This window comes from Streptomyces sp. R33, assembly GCF_041200175.1.
GTDB lineage: Bacteria > Actinomycetota > Actinomycetes > Streptomycetales > Streptomycetaceae > Streptomyces > Streptomyces katrae_B.
In genome coordinates this window covers 185,905-203,555 of the sequence record NZ_CP165728.1, presented here as the reverse complement: position 1 = coordinate 203,555, position 17,651 = coordinate 185,905, and the positions used below count along the sequence as shown (strand labels likewise).

Sequence of the window (17,651 nt, the reverse complement as noted above, 5' to 3'; positions counted from 1 at the left end):
GGCGGGCGCACGGGATTACGGGACAGCCCTTAGCCGTCGGCCAGGCGGCGTTCGAGGGGGGTTCTCATGCTGGGCCGGATGCGGATCTCGCCGAGGAAGGCGGTCAGGCGGGCCGCCTCGGTGGCGATCGCTTCCCTGGCGGCTCGGGTGCGGCCCTCGGGTGTGAGCGGGTGAGTGGCGATCTGCCCGTCCCGGCGCTGGGCCCAGCCGCCGACGATGCGGCCGTCCCACCAGATGGTGGGGCCGATGTTGCCGAAGCCATCGAAGAGTTCGGGAACGAGGGCGGGGTCGAGGTACCAGTCACGGTGCCGCCAGCCCATGGCCGTGGGGTCGAGGGAGGGCAGCAGCGCAGCTGCGGGTTCGGTCTCGGAGGGCAGGTCGAGCTGGTCGGGCAGGGCGTGGCCGGGGCCGTGGGCGAGGTCGGCCTCGACCGCTTCGGTGCGGGCCAGGGCCCGGCGGGTGTCGGTGAGGGTCCAGCCGGTCCACCACTTCAGGTCCTCGGTGGTCGCGGGGCCGAAGGAGTGCAGGTAGCGGGCGAGGAGTCCGGCACGGGCGTCGTCGGACGGGAGCTCGGGGTGGGGCTCGGCCGGCGCCCAGCGGAACTGCGAGGACGCCCAGGTGCCCAACGGGCGGCCGCGTCGGATCCGGCCCTGTGCAGCCATCACGCCGAGCACCCGGCTGGTGATGCGGGGGGTGGCCTGGTACGGCTTGCCGGGCGAGACCAGGATCTGCGTGCGCAGGGCCGGCACCGCGGCGGCGAGCTCGGCGGCGGTGGCTTCGCCGAGGCCGGCCAGAGCCTCGAGCACGGCGTGCTCGGTGGCGGCCAGCCACTGCTCGCCGTGGCCGTGCTGCTCACCCAGCACCTTCAGGAGGCTCTTGCGCTCCCGGGCGGCGACCGTCCTCGCGGTCGATGCGTCGACCACGGGCGCGAGGTCGCGGGGCACCACGAACATGGTGCGGCGCATGCACAGCATCCGCACCAGGCTCCGCTCCTCGTACAGGGCCCGCTCCAGCTGCGCCGGCGCCGGATCGGCCGTACGAGCGGCCACCGCCAGGTAGACGGAGGCCGGGTCCGTCGCGTGCAGGGCCAGGAGGGCATCTGCGACCCGTTCGGGTGTCGCCGCACGCGCCGCGGGGGCCAGAAGGTGCGCGGTGGCGAGGCGGGCTCGCCGCTGCTCGTCGGTGATCCTCGGTCGGAACGTGGTCATGGGGGAGCGTAGGCGGTCGAGGCCGCCGCGGCCGTCCTTTCACTGAGGGGAGGGGTGGAACGGGGTGTCGGGATCCGCCTTTTCGCAGCCCGAGCCGCTCGAGGAGGAAGCCGTCGACAACGTCCAGAGTGCATGCCCTTGCGGACAGGCTCTGTCCGCAAAGTGGCAGCCCTCGGGACGAAATGCCCACTTAAGCGTTCTTTGCAGGCTTATGGCCTGCCGGTCGGTCATAATCCGCGTGTCAGCGTCGAATGCTGCCTCCGCCGTCGGGCAGCGGCCCCGGGGCCACGCGCGAACCGGTCAGCCGAACGCCTCGAGCGACGAAGGGAGCGGGCCAGGGTGTCGATCAGCGGTGGGTACGTGGGTGTGGGGCGCACCGCTGCCGTTGCGGCGCTCGTCGTCACCGGGTTCGGGCTCGCTGCATGTGGCGACGAGGAGGGCAAGGACGACGCGGCGGGCAAGGTCACGGTCGTCTACGAAGACGAGGCGGTCAAGCCGGAGAACAGGCAGGCCGTGGAGGTGATCCGGAAGTCCCGAGTGCTCGAGCGGACAGCCGACTGGGTCAACGCATCGGTGGCCCTCCCGCACGACATGGTCGTGAAGGTCACCGACAAGGTCCCCCCGGGGGTCACGGACGCGGTCACCCAGCCCGACGGCAGGACGATCTTCGTACCGCCGGCGTTCTTGACGCAGGTCGAAGGGGTCGTCGGCGATGTCGTCAAGACCGTGAAGCGTCCGGCCCTGTTCCCCGAGGACAAGTTCAACAAGGCCGACCTGACCGCGCTGGCGACCCAGTTCGTCTTGGGCCACGAGATGGGGCATGCCCTGCAACGTCAGCTCGCCCTGCCGAACCTCGGCCTCGAAGAGGACGCCGCCGACGGGTTCGCGTCGTTCTACACCGTCAACGAGATCGGCCCGGATCCGTCCCTTGCGGCCGCGATGGTCTTCGACGAGCTCGCCCGCAAGGAGGGCGAGCTGACCTTGGAGGGGTTCTCCAGCGACCACCCCGTCACTCAGCAGCGCGTCTTCAACTTCCTCTGCTCCCTCGACGGCAAGGACCCGAAGAAGTTCGACGGGCCCCTGGTCGGCGCAGGCTACCTGCCGCGAACCCGCGCCCCTCTGTGCCCTCAGTCCTGGGCGGCGCTGGACTACGGCTGGTGGACCCAACTCGAGCCGCACTTCAGCCGGAAGTTCAAGGGCCAGGGCGACAAGAGGCAGGAAGCGGCGCGCGCCCGCCTGATCGCCGAGACGAAGGCCTTCGCGGAGAAGCTCGACGAAATCCGCAGCGGCCAGTGAACCGCGTACTACCGGTCCAGGTGGGGAAACGAGGTCGCCAAGGACAACGACGGCACCGTCATCCCCGACTGCCGAACGGAGCGCGATACGCGGCCGGCCCGACGGATGGTCATCCGTCGGGCCGGCCGCGCCGCAGGTTCAGCGCCGTGGTGTCATGCCACGGCTTCGGGCTGTGCGACGGGTTCGGCGGGCTTCTGGGCCTCGGCGTCGGGCGGGGATGCCGTCAGCGTCGTGCGGGCGGAGAGAAGGGCCGGGCCGCACAGGGCGAGTGCCAGGAAGATGCCGCCGCCGGCGATCACGAAGACCAGGCGGGCGTGGCTGTCGGGGCTGAGCAGGCTGCCGGCCAGGTAGCCGGCCGTGCTGCCGAAGAAGGCGGCGGAGGACAGCGTGCCGCCCACCCGGCCCAGCACCTCGGCGGGAACGGCCTTCTGCAGCAGCGTCTCCTCGCCGACGTTGGCCACACCGTTGCCCAGGCCCGCGATCAGCTGCATGGCGATCGCGGCGAGCAGCACGGGCGCGGCGGCCGTCAGCAGCAGGCCCAGGCCGGTGAAGAACCAGCCGGCCAGCAGCACCCACACGGGCGAGCGGCTCTCGGCGGTGCGGACCAGCCACAGCGAGGCGGCGACCATGGCCACGCCGAACGACGCGGACAGGATGCCGAATCCGGTGTCGCCGGCGTCCAGGGTGTGCTCGGCGAGGAAGACCAGCGCCAGGTTGTCGAGCGAGCCGAAGAACAGGCCGAGCAGGAGCAGCAGCACGATGGCCCGGGACACCCGGTGGTGCCGTACGAACTTCAGCCCCTCGACGGTGTCGCCCAGCAGGGTCCGCCGCTGGCCGGTGCGCAGCGGCTCCAGTGCCGGGATGCGCGTCAGCAGCAGCGCGGAGACCACGAAGCTGCCCGCGTTGACGGCCAGCGCGCCGTACTCGCCGCCCCAGGCGGAGAACACGCCGCCGAGGACCGGGCCGAGCGCTGCCTGGAGGTTGAAGGCGGTGCCCATCCACGCGTTGGCGGGCATCAGGTCCTTCTCGTCGACCAGGCGCGGCACCACCGTGCGGCCTGCCGCGGAGAAGACGGTGGAGGCCGCGGCGGCCACCGCGACGAGCGGCACGAGCACGGCGAGTCCGGGCCGTGCCAGTACGACGATCCCGAAGACCAGGGCCTGGACGAGCTCGGCGGCGATCAGCAGGCGCCGCACACCCATCCGGTCCGCGAGCGCCCCCGCGAGCGGTCCGAAGAACCGCGGCACGGACTCGGCCAGGAGGATCAGCGACACACCGGTGCCGGCGTGGTCACCGCGGCTGACCAGCAGGACGAGGGCCACCATGGCGGCGCCGTCGCCGACGAGCGAGACCGCGCGTGCCAGCCAGAACCGGCGGAACAGCCGGTGACGTCGGATCAGATTGGGTTCTGCGGCCAAGGCCTTGGATCCTTTCAAGGGGAAAACGGGCGGTCCGCGCGCGGCGTGAGCACGGCGGCAGTGGGTCAGACCACGGCCCGGCCGTGTTCGCCGCGCCGGGATCCGGCGCTGCGCCGCAGATCGGCCGTGAGGTTGATGCGCTTGAGCCAGCGGTCGGTGCCGTCGTAGCGGGGCGTGAACGGCCGGCGGCCGTGCACCGCACGCTTGTTGTCGATGACGAACAGGTCGCCGCGGCCGATGACCACGTCGGTCAGCTTCGCCTCGATCGCGGTCAGCAGTGCGTCCTGCGCCTCGGCGGCCTGCGGGTCGAGCGGGTTGGTGTGCATGAACGGCGGGTCCACGCGCAGCCACGGGGCCGCGGGGTCGCCCTCCAGCAGGGCGATCGGCTCGGGCCGGTTCGCCATGGTGTCGATGCGCCGGAACTGATCGGCTCCGGCGGCCTCGGCCGCGTCGGCGGCGCCGGTGGCCACGTTGAAGCTCTTGGTGTGCGACTGGTCCGGGAGGATCGCGAAGCGCTTCTCGAAGAGGACGGCGCGGTGCTCGTCGCTGAGCTCGATGTCCTCCATGGCCGCGAAGGTCGTGGGGACCGCGTCGTGGTTGCGCAGGCCCAGCAGGATCATCCAGTCCGCGCGGTGCGGGTGGAAGGCGTCCTCGGTGTGCCAGTCGAGCATGGCGGTCGATCCCGAGCCGAGCTGGTCCAGCTCGTGCCCGGGCACCGGGAACAGGTCGAGGAGCAGCCGGCCGCGCTGCTGGCTGCTGAAGGAGAAGGGCTCCCCGAGCAGGGAGCCGACCAGGCACAGCACGGCGTCCGCGTGGCGCAGCTCGGGGCGGTCGGGGCGCTCCTGGTAGCTCATCGGGGTGGGGCCCAGCGCGTTCTCGTCTATGAGCAGCCCGCTGATCAGGAAGCCGGCGTTCGGGGACCCGGCCAGGCGGAACTCGGTCAGCAGCCGCCGCAGCGAACGCGGCAGCTCGTGGGCCATCAGGGCGGCGAGCTGGAGGGACCGCCTGGAGTCCAGCGAGGCCGAGGCCCGCGCGTACTCGTGGGCGAGTGCGGCAACGCTGTGGCGCTCGTCGGGCAGGAGTTCGATGCGCGGGACCTGCGGCCCCGGCTGTGACGTGGTGGCCGGTGCGATGGGGGCCGGTGCGATGGTCTGCATGGTGGCTTCCTTCCTCAGGAGACGTGAGGTTGCCGCAGCCTCTCAGGATCCACTCGAATGTCACTCAACGATCTCGCCGCCCACTGCGCCCCGACCAGCCTTCCATCCCGGCAAGCCGGTCCGCGTGCCGTCTCGATCGTTTCTCAAGCGGTTCTGTAGTCAAGCGAGTTGTTCTTGATCTCGGGAAAGGCCGAGGCCCCGAGCGGCACCGGCCCCGACCACGCCGGAACCCCGCAACCCGCGGATCCGGAGTTCCACCAGATCACGACTAGGAGTCGACGTGACGCAGAACAAGATGGACCAGCAGGCCGTTCAGACCAACAACAAGCCGGCGGCAGAGAACAAGGCGTCGATCAGCTCCCGCATCAGCAAGTACGGCAAGTACGACCGCCTCGAGGGCTGATTCGAGTCGTGTTCCGGGGTGTGAGTGAACGCCACTCACACCCCGGCACGCCTTTTCCAGGGAACGGCACTCACACCTCGGCACGCCTTCACAAGGAGGTTTCCTTGAACACCGCACAGCCCGTACCGATCAGCCCGGAGCAGTTCCGCAAGGTGTTCGGGGGTGACCTCGCAGACGTGTTCCTCCTGGTCACGTCGCCGGGCGTGCGCAGCGCGCTCACCGTGGAGACCGGCACCGTCCCGGTACAGGAGTTCACCTGGACCGGCCCCGACTCCCGCGCGGGCCTCATCGCCGAGATGGCCGCCATCCGCGCCTCCGGCCGCCGCGCCTCCGTCCTGTGGATCGCCGACGACGAGTTCGTCCACTTCGACGACGAAGACCTCGTGGGCATGGCCATGGGCGCCTTCTCCAGCTTCTCGGTGCCCTTCTCCGTGGAGAGCCTGCGCAACAACATCCGCGTCGTCGCCGAGGTCGACTACGAGCGCGAGCTCGGCATCGAGGAGGAGTTCCTGACCCTCCTCGACCAGGCCGACGACATGCTCTTCCTCGGCCGCGAGTTCGGCACCGAGGCCGTCTTCCAGCACCAGCTGTCCGAGCACTGGTTCTCGCTGCACGGCCCGCTCCTGCCCGGCCAGCAGGTCGTCCTGCCCACCGGTGAGCTGAGCTCGCTGGTCAACGCCTCGGGCGAGTTCGAGCTCCACACCCACTTCACGCTGAACGGCGAGATCACCCTCCAGGGCGCGCCCATCGTCCACCGCGGCGGTCACGAGACCAGCCTCGCCGAGACGGAGCAGGTCTACCGCGACCTCGCCGGGATGATCGACCAGCCGGCGATCATCACGCTGGCCGAGGGCCGCATCACCGCCGTCCGCCCGGCCGTCGCCGGACGCGCCGAGTTCGCCACCAACCTCGAGAAGCTGCTGGCCAAGGACGACCGCTACGCCAAGCTGCACGAGATGGGCTTCGGCACCAACGCCAGCTGCGCCCCGCTGATCCCCGGCAACCACTTCGCCAACGAGCGGCACCCGGGTGTGCACCTGGGCCTGGGCCTGGGCACGTTCACGCAGTTCCACATCGACCTGATGAGCACCGCCATCGACGTGGTGATGCGCGGCGTGGACGGCCGCGACGTGGAGCTGTTCCCGGCCCTCGGCCTGGCTCCGGCCCGGATCCTCACCGGCGTGTGAGTCAGTCCGACGACAGCGTGTGCCCGGCCGCTTCCAAAGCGGTCCGGGCCCGCTCGTATTCCCCGGCCGGTACGAGTACGAGGTCCGCGTCGAACGTCGAGGCGGCGAACACGCCGATCCCGGCCCCGGCCAGCGGCACCAACAGGCTGGCCAGCATGCCGGGCAGGTCCAGGGAGTGTGCCCCGGCCCCGTACAGACCGCGGTACGGACCGCTCGCGCCGGGCGCGCCCGGCAGCCGCTCGGCGCACACCACGGTGAGCCCGTCCCGCGCCCGGGTGACCGAGGACCACGGACGGCCGGGCAACGGGGGAACGGGGGCATCCGCCGGCAGGCGGTGCACCCACAACTGATCAGGGAGGACGTAGAGGTGCTGCGCAACGATGGTGACGGAGAGCTCGGCCATGGGGACGACCCTAAGGCGTCGGCCGCGGAGGCCGCGTTCTGGCTCCCGCGCCTGAACGGCGCCTGCCGCGAACCCCTGCTGGAGCCCGCGGGCGCGCCCGGCGCCGTCGCCGCACCGCCCGGCCGGGTGGGACCCGAAGCCGCCGCCGCCCTGCACGCGATGACCGGCGGCGCCCCCGAAGGCCTGCTGCTGCTCACCGTCGCCGCCGCCCGGATCGCCCTCGCCCGGCTCACCGGGTCCACCGGGTCCGGGGCGCCGGGGCGGGTGCCGGTCCTCGTACCGGCCCTCGGCGCACCGTCCGAGGGGGCCGAGTTCGCGCTGTTGGCCCCCATGGACCCCGCCGCGCCCGCCACCGACTTCCTGGAGGCCCTGCACGCCGAGCTGGAGCAGGCCTCCGCCCGCCCCTGGCGGGACCGGGACGCGCTCGGCGCCCGGCTGGACGCCGTCGCCCCCGGCGCGGGCCCCGCCCTGGCCCAGCTCGCCGTCGTCTGCCCGGCCCTGTACGGGGACCGCGCGCCGGCCCCCCGGGCCGCCCTGGTACTGCGCGCCGAACCGGCCCCGGACGGCGCGCTGTCGGTCACCGCCCACGGCACCGCCGACCTCACCGCGGCCCTGCCCCGCTGCGTGGCCGCCGTCCTCGAGGGCCTCGCCGCCGACCCGCGCCGGACCCCGGCGGAGGCGGACGTGCTCGGCGCCGCCCAGCGCGCCGAACTCCTCGCCCTCGCCGCGCTGCCCACTCCCGCGGCCTTCGAGGCCGCCACCCTCACCGCCCTGTTCGAGGAGTCCGCCCGGCGCACCCCCGACGCCGTCGCCGTCACCGGCGAGGGCCGCACCCTGACCTACCGGCAGCTCGCCGCCGAGGCCGGGCGGGCCGCCGCCGCGCTCACCGCACGGCACGGCATCGGCCCCGGCGACGCCGTCTGCGTCATGGCTCCGCGCGGCGCCGACCTCGTCACCGCCTTCCTCGCCGTCCTGCGCACCGGCGCGGCCGTCGTCCCCCTCGAACACCGCCACCCCGCCGCCCGCGTGGCGTTGCTGGCCCGGCTGAGCGGGGCCCGCCTGGTGCTGCGCGCCGAGGGGTACGGCCCCGCCGACGAGGCGCTGCCCGTCCCGGTGGCGGGCCTGACCGCCCTGCTCGCCGCAGCGCCGGCCGACGCAGACGCCCCCGACGCCGCCGAGCCCGGGGCCGCGGCCATGGTCCTGTTCACCTCCGGATCCACCGGCACGCCCCGCCCGGTCGCCGTGTACCACGACCAGCTGTGCCACAAGATGCTGACGGAAGTCAGCGCGCTCGGCATCGACGCCGCGACCCGCACCGCCCTGCTCTCCTCGATCACCTCCGACGCCACCGCCTTCCAGGTCTTCGCCACGCTCTTCGCGGGCGGCACCCTCGTCGCCGTCGGCGACCCCGACCGGCTCGACCCGCACGCGCTGTGGCAACGGGTCCGCGACGGCGAGGTCAACCTCGTCAACTGCGTGCCCGGACTCCTCTCCGTCCTGCTGCGCGCCCTGCCCGAGGACGGCGAACTCCCGCTGCGCCACCTGCTGCTGGGCGGCGACACCATCGCCCGCGGGCTGCTGCCGCGGACCGCCGGGCGGCTGCGCATCGCCACCTTCGCCAATCTGTACGGGCCCAGCGAGGCCACCGTCGAGGCCACCATGTTCATCCGGGACGGAGCGCTCGCCCAGCGGCTCGACCGGGTGCCGGTCGGCCGCCCCTCCCCCGGCTACGGCGTGTTCGTGGTCACCCCCTCCGGCGAACTCGCCCCGCCCGGCGTACCGGGCGAGATCCACGTGGCCGGACCCGGCGTCGCCCCCGGCTACCGCGGGGACACCGAGGCCACCGCCGCCCGCTTCGGGCGCTCCCCGCACGCCGGCGACGCCCGCGTCTTCCGTACGGGGGACCAGGGCCGCTGGAACGCCGACGGCGAACTGGAGTTCCTCGGCCGCGCCGACGGCCAGGTCCAGGTCTTCGGCACCCGGGTGGAGACCGGCGAGGTCGAACAGGCCCTGGTCCGGCACCCGGAGGTGGTCGAGGCCGTGGTCGTGCCCCGCACCGCCGCCGACGCCACCGTGACCCTGCACGCCTGGTACGTGGCCCGCCCGCAGGCGCCCGGGGGCGCCCCGCTCGCCCCCGACGCCCTCGCCGCATGGCTGCGCGAGCAGCTGCCCTCCCCGATGCTCCCGGCCGGCCTGCACCGGCTCGAGACGCTGCCGCTCACCGTCCACGGCAAGGTGGACCGGGCCGCGCTGCTCGCGCTCCCCACCGCTGCGCAGGGCCCCGGCTGGCAGCCCGCCGACGCCCTGGAGCAGCTCGTCCACGACGCCTGGGCCGAGGTGCTGGGCCACCCGCCGCACTCCGCCGACGAGGACTTCTTCACGGCCGAGGGCCACAGCCTGGCCGCCGTCCAGCTCGTCGCCGCGCTCTGCGAGGGCACGGGACGCCCCGACGCGGCCCGCGTGCTCGACGTGCTCGACCTGCGCACGCCGGGGGCGCTGGCCGCCGTACTGCGTGACCGCGGGGCCCTGCCCCGGGACCCCGGTGCGCAGGCTGCGGTCGCGCCCCCCGCCCGGGCACCCCGGTCCGGCAACACGTTCCCCGCCTCCAACGCCCAGCGCCGGATGTGGCTGCTGGACCGGCTGGACGAGTCGCCGGTCCCGCCGTACACGATGGTCGAGGCCTACCGGCTCGACGGACCGGTGGACGAGGCTCGGCTCGCCGACGGCGTCGACGCGCTGGTGGCCCGGCACGAATCCCTGCGGACCGTCCTGCGCCAGACGCCCGAGGGCCTGACCCAGGTGGTCCTCGACCCGCCCTCCGCGGTCCTGGCCACCGAGCGGGACGTCACCGTGGACGAGGCCTTCGCCCGGGCCTGCCGCCACCGCTTCGACCTCGCCGAGGGCCCGCTGGCGAAGGTCTCCTGGCTGCCCGACCCCCGGTCCGGGAGCGGGCCGGAGCCGGGCGGGGTGCTGCTGTTCACCGTGCACCATGCGGTCTGCGACGGCTGGTCCTTCGGCCTGCTGATGCGCGACCTCGTGCGCTCGCTGACCGGCTCACCGGCCGGCGGGGCCGCCGCGCAGGATCCGGCTCCCACGTACACGGAGTACACCGACCGGCTCGCCGCCCGGCTCGCGGGCCCGGCGGGCGCGGAGCACCGCGCGTACTGGCAGGAGCGCCTCGCCGGCCTGCCCGAACCGCTGGAACTGCCCGCCGACCGGCGCCGCCCCGCCGTCCGCAGCGCCGCCGGCGGCACCGTACGCCTGACCCTCGACCCGGAACTCACCCGCGCCCTGGCCGAGCTGTGCCGCGCGAACGCGGCCACCCCGTTCATGGGCTTCACCGCGGCGCTGCGCGTCCTGCTGTGGCGGCTGTGCGCGCAGCCGGACGTACTGCTGGGCACCGTGGTCGCGGGCCGGCCCGACCGGCGGTCCGCCGAGACGGTCGGGCTGTTCGCCAACACCGTGGTCCTGCGCACGCCGGTGGACCCCGCCGGCTCCTTCCGCGAGCTGCTGGCCGCCGTACGCACCACCGCGCAGGAGGCCATGGCCCACCAGGAGTACCCGTTCGAGCAGCTCGTCGAGGACCTCGCGCTGCCCCGCGACCCCAGCCGCAACCCCGTCTTCGACGTCCTCGTCGAGGCCGTCCTCGACGAGGACGCGCCCGGCGCCGCCGCGGGCGCTGCCGGTCCGGCGGTGCGCCACCTCGACCTCGAACAGCCGGTCAGCGACTTCGACCTGGCGTTCAGCTTCCTCGACGCCCGGGCCGGGGCCCCGGGCGAGCTGTGGGTCGGCTACACCGACGACCTCTTCGACCGGGACAGCGCACGCCGCATGGGGCAGCGGCTGGTCCACCTGCTCGCCGGGCTGCTGGCCGGCCCCGACGCCCCGCTGCCCGGGATCCCGGTCCTGCCCGCCGCCGAACGGCGCTTCCTGCTCGACGAGGCCAACGACACCACCGCTCCCTTCCCCGAGCACCGGACCCTCCTGGACCTGGTCGAGGAGCAGACGGCCGCCGGCCCCGGCCGGCCCGCCGTGGTGCACGGCACCACCGTCCTCAGCTTCGCCGAGCTCGACGCCCGCGCCGAGGCCGTCGCCGCCCGGCTGCGGGCGGCCTGCACCGCGGGCCCCGGAACGCTGGTGGCCGTGGTCACCGAGCGGACCGAGTGGATGGTCGTGAGCGCGCTCGCCGTCCTGAAGACCGGCGCCGCCTTCGTCCCGCTGGACCCCGAACAGCCCGGCGACCGGCTCGCGTTCGCCCTCGCCGACAGCGGGGCGCTCGCCGTGCTCGCCGACGGCCCGTACCACGCGAAGACCGCCGCCCTGACCGGCCTGCCCGTCCTCGACCCGCGCGCCCCCGCGGAGCCCGGCGCCGCCCCCGCCCCGCTGCCGCCCGCGCACCGGGCCGGTCCGCACGACCTCGCGTACGTCATTTACACCTCGGGCTCCACCGGCCGCCCCAAGGGCGTCATGATCGAGCACCGCGGCATCGTCAACACCGTCCACTACCGGGCCGGCTACTACGGGTTCGGGCCGGACGCCGCCGTGCTCCAGGTGCCGCCGCTGCACTTCGACAGCGGGGTCAACGACATCTTCTCCGCGCTGGTCGCCGGCACCCGGGTGGTGGTCCTCGGCAAGGACCGCCTCCTCGACGTCGAGCACCTGGCCGAGGAGATCGGCCGCAACGCGGTCACCCACATCATGCTGGTCCCCAGCCTTTACCAGCTGATGCTGGAGCGCTGCGCGCCCCGGCTCACCTCCGTCCGCCAGATCGTCCTGGTCGGCGAGAGGCTCCCCGAGGCCCTCGCCGTCCGGCACGCCGAACTGCTCCCCGACACCGTCCTCTACAACGAGTACGGGCCCACCGAGGACAGCGTGTGGACCACCGTCCACCGGATCACCGACCCCGGCGCCGACGTCCTGATCGGCCACCCCATCGCCAACAAGACGGTCGACGTCGTCGACGCCCACGGCGACCTCGCCCCCGTCGGCGTCCCCGGCGAGCTGTGCATCTCCGGCGCGGGCCTTGCCCGCGGCTACCTCGGCAACCCGGAGCTGACCGCCGACCGGTTCGTACCGCACCCGCTGCGCCCCGGCCGGCTCATGTACCGCACCGGCGACCGCGCCGCCCGCCGGCCCGACGGCAACCTGCTCTTCCTGGGCCGCATCGACGACCAGGTCAAGGTCCGCGGCCAGCGGGTCGAGCCCGGCGAGGTGGCGGCCGTCCTCGCCGAGCACCCGGACGTCCGGCGCTGCGCCGTCCTCGCCGTGCCCGACGAGCGCGGCGAACTCGGCCTCGTCGCCTACGTGGTGGGCGCCGCGGCCCCGCACGCCCTGCGGGCCCACCTCGCCGAGCTGCTCCCGGCCGCCATGGTCCCCCGTACGTACGTCGCGATCGACGAGCTGCCGCTGAACCCCAACGGCAAGCTCGACCGCCGCGCGCTGCCCGCCCCGCCCCGCGAGGAGCCGCCCGCGCGCGCGGACCTGAACCCCACCGAGGAGCGCGTGGCCAAGATCTGGGCGGACGTGCTCGGGGCCCCGGTCACCGACCCCGACGCCGATCTGTTCTCCCTCGGCGGCCACAGCCTGACCGCCGCACGGCTCGCCGCGGCCCTCCAGGAGGAGTTCGGCGTCCGGGTGCCGCTCGTCACCGTCTTCCGGCAGCAGACCGTACGGGCCCTCGCGGCCGTGCTCGGGCAGCCGGACGGCATCCCGCTCGGCGCCCCGGCCGCCCCGGCGGCCGTGTCCCTGCTCGCGCCCGCCCCCGACGGCGCCGCCCTGCCGCTCTCCCGCGCCCAGCGCCGGATCTGGATGGCCGCCCGGACCAGCCGCAGCCCCGTGGCCCTGAACATCAGCGATGCGGTACGGGCCGGCCGGACGCTCGACCCCGGCGTGCTCGCGGCGGCCGTCACCGCCCTCGCCGACCGGCACGAGGCGCTGCGCACCCGGGTGGCCGTCATCGACGGCACCGTCCGGCAGATCGTCATGGACCGCCTCCCCGACGGGCCGCCGCTGTCGGTCCTGCGCGTCGAGGGCGGCGACGAGGCCGTCGCCGAGGCGGTGCGTGCCGCCCACGACACCCCGTTCGCCCTCGCCGCCGGCCCGCTGTTCGCGGTGCGGCTGCTGACCGGCCACCCCGGCGGCGACGTCCTGGTGATCACCGCCCACCACATCGTGTACGACGGCGACAGCGCCGCCGTGGTGGCCCGCGACCTGCTGGCCGCGTACGACGCCCTCGCGGCCGGACGCGAACCGTGGGACGGCCGCCCCGCCCGCCCGTACCGCGACTGGGTGGCCGAGGAGGCCGCCTGGCTGGAGGGCCCCGAGGCCGCCCGCCAGCGCGCGTACTGGACCCGAACCCTCTCCGGGCCGCTGCCCCGCCTCGACCTTCCGGGCGCCGGCCCCCGCGAGGGCGCCGGGGCGCAGGGTGCGGGAGTGGTCCGCCGCGACCTGCCCGCCGCCGTGCTGCACGCTGCTGCCGGGAGCGGGGGCGCCACCCCGTTCAGCGCCCTGCTCACCGCCTGGGCGCTGGTGCTGCACCGTCGTTCCGGCAGCGCCGAGGTGATCATCGGCTGCCCGGCCGGCACCCGCGACCGTGCGGAGACCGCCGAGACCGTCGGCTGCTTCGTCAACCCCCTGCCGGTGCGGCTCGCCCCCGGTGAGGCCCGCGGCCCGGCCGAGCTGCTGGTCCAGGTGCGCGACCGGCTGGCCGAGGCGTACGACAACGCCCGCTTCCCCTTCGACACCACGGTCATGGAGATCGCGGAGCGGCCCGCACGCGGGCGCCGGTTCGTCTACGACGCCGGACTGAGCTGGGAGACGCCCGAACGTCTCGAGGGCGGGCCGGAGTTCCTGCCCGCGGCTCCCTTGCAGGCCCCGCTCGCCGACGACCTGCGGATCTACGCGAGCGAGCGCGAGGGCCGGGTGCTGCTCGAACTCGTCTATGACCGGGCGCTGTTCCCCGAGGCGACCGTCGAGGGACTGCTCGACGAGGTGGTGGGCCTGCTGCGCTCGCACCCGTCCTGGTACCCCGCCCCACTGAGCCACCGTCCCGACGAGCACCGGCAGGAGCAGCAGTGACCACCTGGCAGCAGACACTGGCCGCACTCAACGACACGGCCGCGCCCGTACCGCAGGGCCCGGTGGCGCACCTGCTCGCCGAGCGCGCCCGCCCGGTCGCGGACCGGCCCGCCGTGCTGGCCCGCGACCGGGACCTCACCCACGGGGAACTGCACGGCCTCGCCGAGGCGCTCGCGGTACGGCTGCGCGAGCGCGGGGCGGGCCCGGGCGTCCTGGTCCGGGTCTGCCTGCCCCGCTCCGCGGAGCTGGTCGTCGCCGTCCTCGCGGTGCTGCGCGCCGGAGCCGCGTACGTACCGCTGGACCCGGACCACCCGGCCGAGCGGCTCGCCCAGCTCGTCGAGAGCGCCCCCGCGCCGATCACCCTGACCGGCGCCCGGCTCGCCCATCTGTTCCCGGCAGCGGGTGTGCTGGAGGTCGACCTGGACGCGCTGGGTGTGGCGGAGGGCGAGCCGGACGACGCGCCCGGCGCCGTCGGCCCGGCCGTACCCGAGCCGGGCGGGCCGCAGCCGGGCCCGGCCGACCTCGCGTACGTCATCCACACCTCGGGCTCCACCGGCCGCCCCAAGGGGGTGGCCATCGAACAGCACTCCCTGGCCAATCTGCTGGAGGCCACCGCCGTCCCCTTCGGTCTCGCCCCCGGCCGGCGCGTGCTCCAGTTCGCCAGCCCCGCCTTCGACGTCTCGGTGTGGGAGATCCTCGCGACCCTGTGGGCCGGGGCGGCCGTCGTGGTCTTCGACGAGCCCGTCGCCTCCGCCGAGGCGCTGGCCGCGCTGGTCCGCGAACGACGCGCCGACACCGTGTTCCTGCTCGCCGCGCTGCTGGCCCAGCTGGACCCGGCCGCCTTCGCGGGCGTACGGACGGTCGTCACCGGCGGCGAGTCCTTCAGCCAGGCGCTGGTGGACCGCTGGGCCCCTGGCCGCGACTTCATCTACGTCTACGGGCCCACCGAGGCCACGGTGTTCCAGTCCTGGCACCGGTGCCTGCCCGGCGCCCCCGGGGAGCCGGCGTCCATCGGCCGCCCGATGGCCAACCTGCGCTACTCGGTGCGCGACGGCTCCGGCGCACCGGTCGGCCCCGGCGTCGAGGGCGAGCTGTGGATCGGCGGCGCCGGCGTGGGCCGGGGCTACCTGGGCCTGCCCGACGCGGGCGCGCCGCGCTTCGTACCCGACCCCGACGACCCCCGCCCCGGGGCCCGGCTCTACCGCACCGGCGACCTGGCCCGCCACCGCCCGGACGGAACCCTGGACTTCCGCGGGCGCGCCGACCGGCAGGTGAAGATCCGCGGCTTCCGCATCGAGCCCGGCGAGGTGGAGGTGGCGCTCACCGCTCTGCCGGGCATCGTGGCCGCCGCCGTGGTCGTGCCCGAGGGGACGGCGCAGCCGCTGCTCGCCGGGTACGTGGTCACCGACGGGCCGCTGCCCGCCGACTGGCGGGCCAGGCTGGCCGAGAGGCTGCCGTACTACATGGTTCCGGCGGCGGTGATCCCGCTGGACCGGATGCCGAGCACTCCCAACGGGAAGATAGACCGGCGCAGCCTCTCCGCCCGGCCGCTCCCCACGGGGCTGTCGGCTGTTGCGGCGGTTGCGGCTCCCGACGGCTCCGCGGATGGCGGTGGGGCGGCGGATGCCGGTGGGTCGGCGGACCGCGTCCGCGCCGTGCTGCGGGACCTGTTCTCCGAGGCGTTCGGCCGACCGGTCTCGGACAGCGGCGACTTCTTCCTGCTCGGGGGCACCAGCCTCAAGGCCGCCTCCCTGGCTGCGGCGGCAGCGCAACGGCTGTTCGTGCCGGTCCGCGTCCGCGACGTCTTCGAATGCCCGAGCGTCACCGACCTCGCCGACCGGCTGGCGCCACGCTGTGCCTCGGCCTCGGCCTCCGTGTCCGCTGCGGCCGAAGCCGAGGCCGAGGTCCCGGCCGGGGACACCGACGGGTCGCAGGGCGTCAGCGGGGCTCAGCGGTGGCTGTGGCTGGAGGACCGGACCCGGGGCACGGGGGCGCGCGGGAGCGCCGCGTACCACGTGCCGATGTTGCTGGAGTGCCAGGGCGTCGCCGATCCCGAGGTGCTGGGCGCCGCGTTCGCCCGCCTCCAGGAGCGCGAGCCGCAGCTGCGCACCGTCTTCCGCGAGGAGTGGGGGGAGCCGGTTTCCGGCCCCGCCGCCGAGCGCGCCCGCCTGGCGGTCCTGGACCTGCCCGGCGAGGCTGCCCGCGCGGCCGCCGTACAGGAGTGGGCCCACGCGCCGTTCGACCTCGCGCACGGGCCGCTGGTGCGGGCCGCACTGCTGCGCCGCCCCGGCGGCCGGGACCAGCTGCTGGTCGTCCTGCACCACATCGTTTCCGACCAGACCTCGCTCGAGATCATCGCCCGGGCCCTGGCCGGGACGGGTCCGGAGGCGGCTCCGGGAGTGCCCGGCCACGCTGCGTACGAGCCGTCCGGCGGGGACGAACTCGCCTACTGGCGCAGCCGGCTGAGCCCGCCGCCGGCTCCGCTCCCGCTGCCCGTCGACCGTCCGCGCAGCGGCCCGGCCGGGCGGGCCACCGCGGTCACGGCCGTCCACCTCGACGCCGCCGAACTCGAGGCGCTGGAGGAGCTCGCGCGCAGCCGCCGTACGGGGCTGTTCCCGGTGCTGGCCGCCGCCGTCGCCGCCACGCTGCACGAGGCGACCGGCGCCGGCGACATCAGCCTCGGCACGGCCGTCAGCCGCCGCCCCGCCCTCGGGCCCGGTCCCGCGGGCGCGGTGGGCTGCATGGTCAACACCGTGGTCCTGCGGACCGCCGTACAGGGCGGAACGCCCTGCGTCGCGCTGGTCGACGACCTCGCGGACCAGGCGGTCGGCGCGATGGACCACGGCGGTCTGCCGTTCAACGAGCTGGTGCGCACCCTGGACCCGCCGCGCAGCCCGGGCCGCAACCCGTACTTCGACGTGTGGGTGACCCTCTGGGACGAGATCGACACCGGCCCGGGCGCGCTCCGGCTCACCGGCGGCGCCATCCCGCTGGCCGAGGGCCTGTTCGAGCTCTCGTTCCAGTTCTCACGTAGCGCAGGTGGCTTGAAACTGCTCCTCCAATACGACAGCGCACTCTACGAACCGGGCACGGCACAGGGACTGGCCGAAAGGGCCGCCCACGCCGCGCGCCGGCTGTCGACGGCCGGCCCGCAGGCCCCGGTCCGCTCGCTCACACCTCCGGTGGAGGCCCCGCAGGCCCCCACCGCCCGTCCGGCGTTCGCAGGGTTCTCCTGGGGCGCCACCCGACCCTGAACCACTCCGATCACCTTCGTGCGGAGCCGCATCGGCGCCGCACCCACCCGAAAGCAGGAGACATGACCGAGTACACCCGCCCGGGCAACACCGCTTCCGACGCCGCTTCCGACGCCGCCGGATCCGCCGCTCCCGCCGCCGCGCCGGCGCCGCGCCGCCGCTTCACCGTCCAGCGCGGCGGCTGCGGCTGCGAGGGCAAGCCGTCCCCCACCGCCCAGCAGAAGGACAACGGCTGACGACGTCGGGAG

10 protein-coding genes are annotated in these 17,651 nt (G+C 74.7%); 6 read left to right on the top strand and 4 right to left on the bottom strand.

From position 1 onward, the window contains the following. Positions 1-29: 29 nt before the first annotated feature. Complete coding sequence (locus tag AB5J51_RS41100) at positions 30-1,208, bottom strand: winged helix DNA-binding domain-containing protein (protein ID WP_369780528.1); 1,179 nt, start codon at positions 1,206-1,208, stop codon at positions 30-32. A gap of 339 nt (positions 1,209-1,547) precedes the next feature. Here AB5J51_RS41100 and AB5J51_RS41095 point away from each other — a divergent pair, with 339 nt between their 5' ends. Then, positions 1,548-2,504: a DUF4344 domain-containing metallopeptidase gene (locus AB5J51_RS41095; RefSeq protein WP_369780527.1), complete on the top strand. Its 957-nt coding sequence runs from the start codon at positions 1,548-1,550 to the stop codon at positions 2,502-2,504. Between the two features lie 152 nt (positions 2,505-2,656). Here the strand turns inward: AB5J51_RS41095 and AB5J51_RS41090 are convergent, their stop codons facing one another. Then, positions 2,657-3,922: an MFS transporter gene (locus AB5J51_RS41090; RefSeq protein ID WP_168724363.1), complete on the bottom strand. Its 1,266-nt coding sequence runs from the start codon at positions 3,920-3,922 to the stop codon at positions 2,657-2,659. A 65-nt stretch (positions 3,923-3,987) separates the two neighbouring features. Next, positions 3,988-5,079, bottom strand: coding sequence for a guanitoxin biosynthesis L-enduracididine beta-hydroxylase GntD (gene gntD / locus AB5J51_RS41085; RefSeq protein WP_369780526.1), 1,092 nt, complete (start codon positions 5,077-5,079; stop codon positions 3,988-3,990). A 280-nt stretch (positions 5,080-5,359) separates the two neighbouring features. Between gntD and AB5J51_RS41080 the strand changes: the two genes are divergently transcribed. Next, on the top strand, positions 5,360-5,482 hold the full coding sequence (locus tag AB5J51_RS41080) for a hypothetical protein (RefSeq protein ID WP_267887521.1): 123 nt from the start codon (positions 5,360-5,362) through the stop codon (positions 5,480-5,482). Between the two features lie 104 nt (positions 5,483-5,586). Beyond that, the gene (locus tag AB5J51_RS41075; protein ID WP_136226492.1) at positions 5,587-6,669 is read left to right on the top strand and encodes a hypothetical protein; all 1,083 of its coding nucleotides are present in this window, start codon (positions 5,587-5,589) and stop codon (positions 6,667-6,669) included. A 1-nt stretch (position 6,670) separates the two neighbouring features. On the opposite strand, the gene AB5J51_RS41070 is transcribed toward AB5J51_RS41075, so the two are convergent. Further along, on the bottom strand, positions 6,671-7,072 hold the full coding sequence (locus AB5J51_RS41070) for an ACT domain-containing protein (protein WP_053789762.1): 402 nt from the start codon (positions 7,070-7,072) through the stop codon (positions 6,671-6,673). Between AB5J51_RS41070 and AB5J51_RS41065 the strand changes: the two genes are divergently transcribed. From AB5J51_RS41065 to AB5J51_RS41055, 3 genes are all read left to right on the top strand, one after another. After that, complete coding sequence (locus AB5J51_RS41065) at positions 7,037-14,149, top strand: amino acid adenylation domain-containing protein (protein ID WP_369780524.1); 7,113 nt, start codon at positions 7,037-7,039, stop codon at positions 14,147-14,149. The genes AB5J51_RS41070 and AB5J51_RS41065 overlap by 36 nt on opposite strands. After that, positions 14,146-17,403, top strand: a complete 3,258-nt coding sequence (locus AB5J51_RS41060; RefSeq protein WP_369780523.1) for an amino acid adenylation domain-containing protein — start codon at positions 14,146-14,148, stop codon at positions 17,401-17,403. The genes AB5J51_RS41065 and AB5J51_RS41060 overlap by 4 nt, the downstream gene beginning before the upstream one ends. Positions 17,404-17,465: 62 nt before the next feature. Then, positions 17,466-17,639 carry a hypothetical protein gene (locus AB5J51_RS41055; protein WP_168724362.1) on the top strand — a complete coding sequence of 58 codons (174 nt, stop codon included), beginning with the start codon at positions 17,466-17,468 and terminating at the stop codon, positions 17,637-17,639. Positions 17,640-17,651 lie beyond the last annotated feature (12 nt).

Coding starts and splice junctions, on each gene's coding strand:
- AB5J51_RS41100 (WP_369780528.1), bottom strand. CDS start 1,208: ATGACCACGTTCCGACCGAGGATCACCGACGAGCAGCGGCGAGCCCGC.
- gntD (WP_369780526.1), bottom strand. CDS start 5,079: ATGCAGACCATCGCACCGGCCCCCATCGCACCGGCCACCACGTCACAG.
- AB5J51_RS41070 (WP_053789762.1), bottom strand. CDS start 7,072: ATGGCCGAGCTCTCCGTCACCATCGTTGCGCAGCACCTCTACGTCCTC.
- AB5J51_RS41055 (WP_168724362.1), top strand. CDS start 17,466: ATGACCGAGTACACCCGCCCGGGCAACACCGCTTCCGACGCCGCTTCC.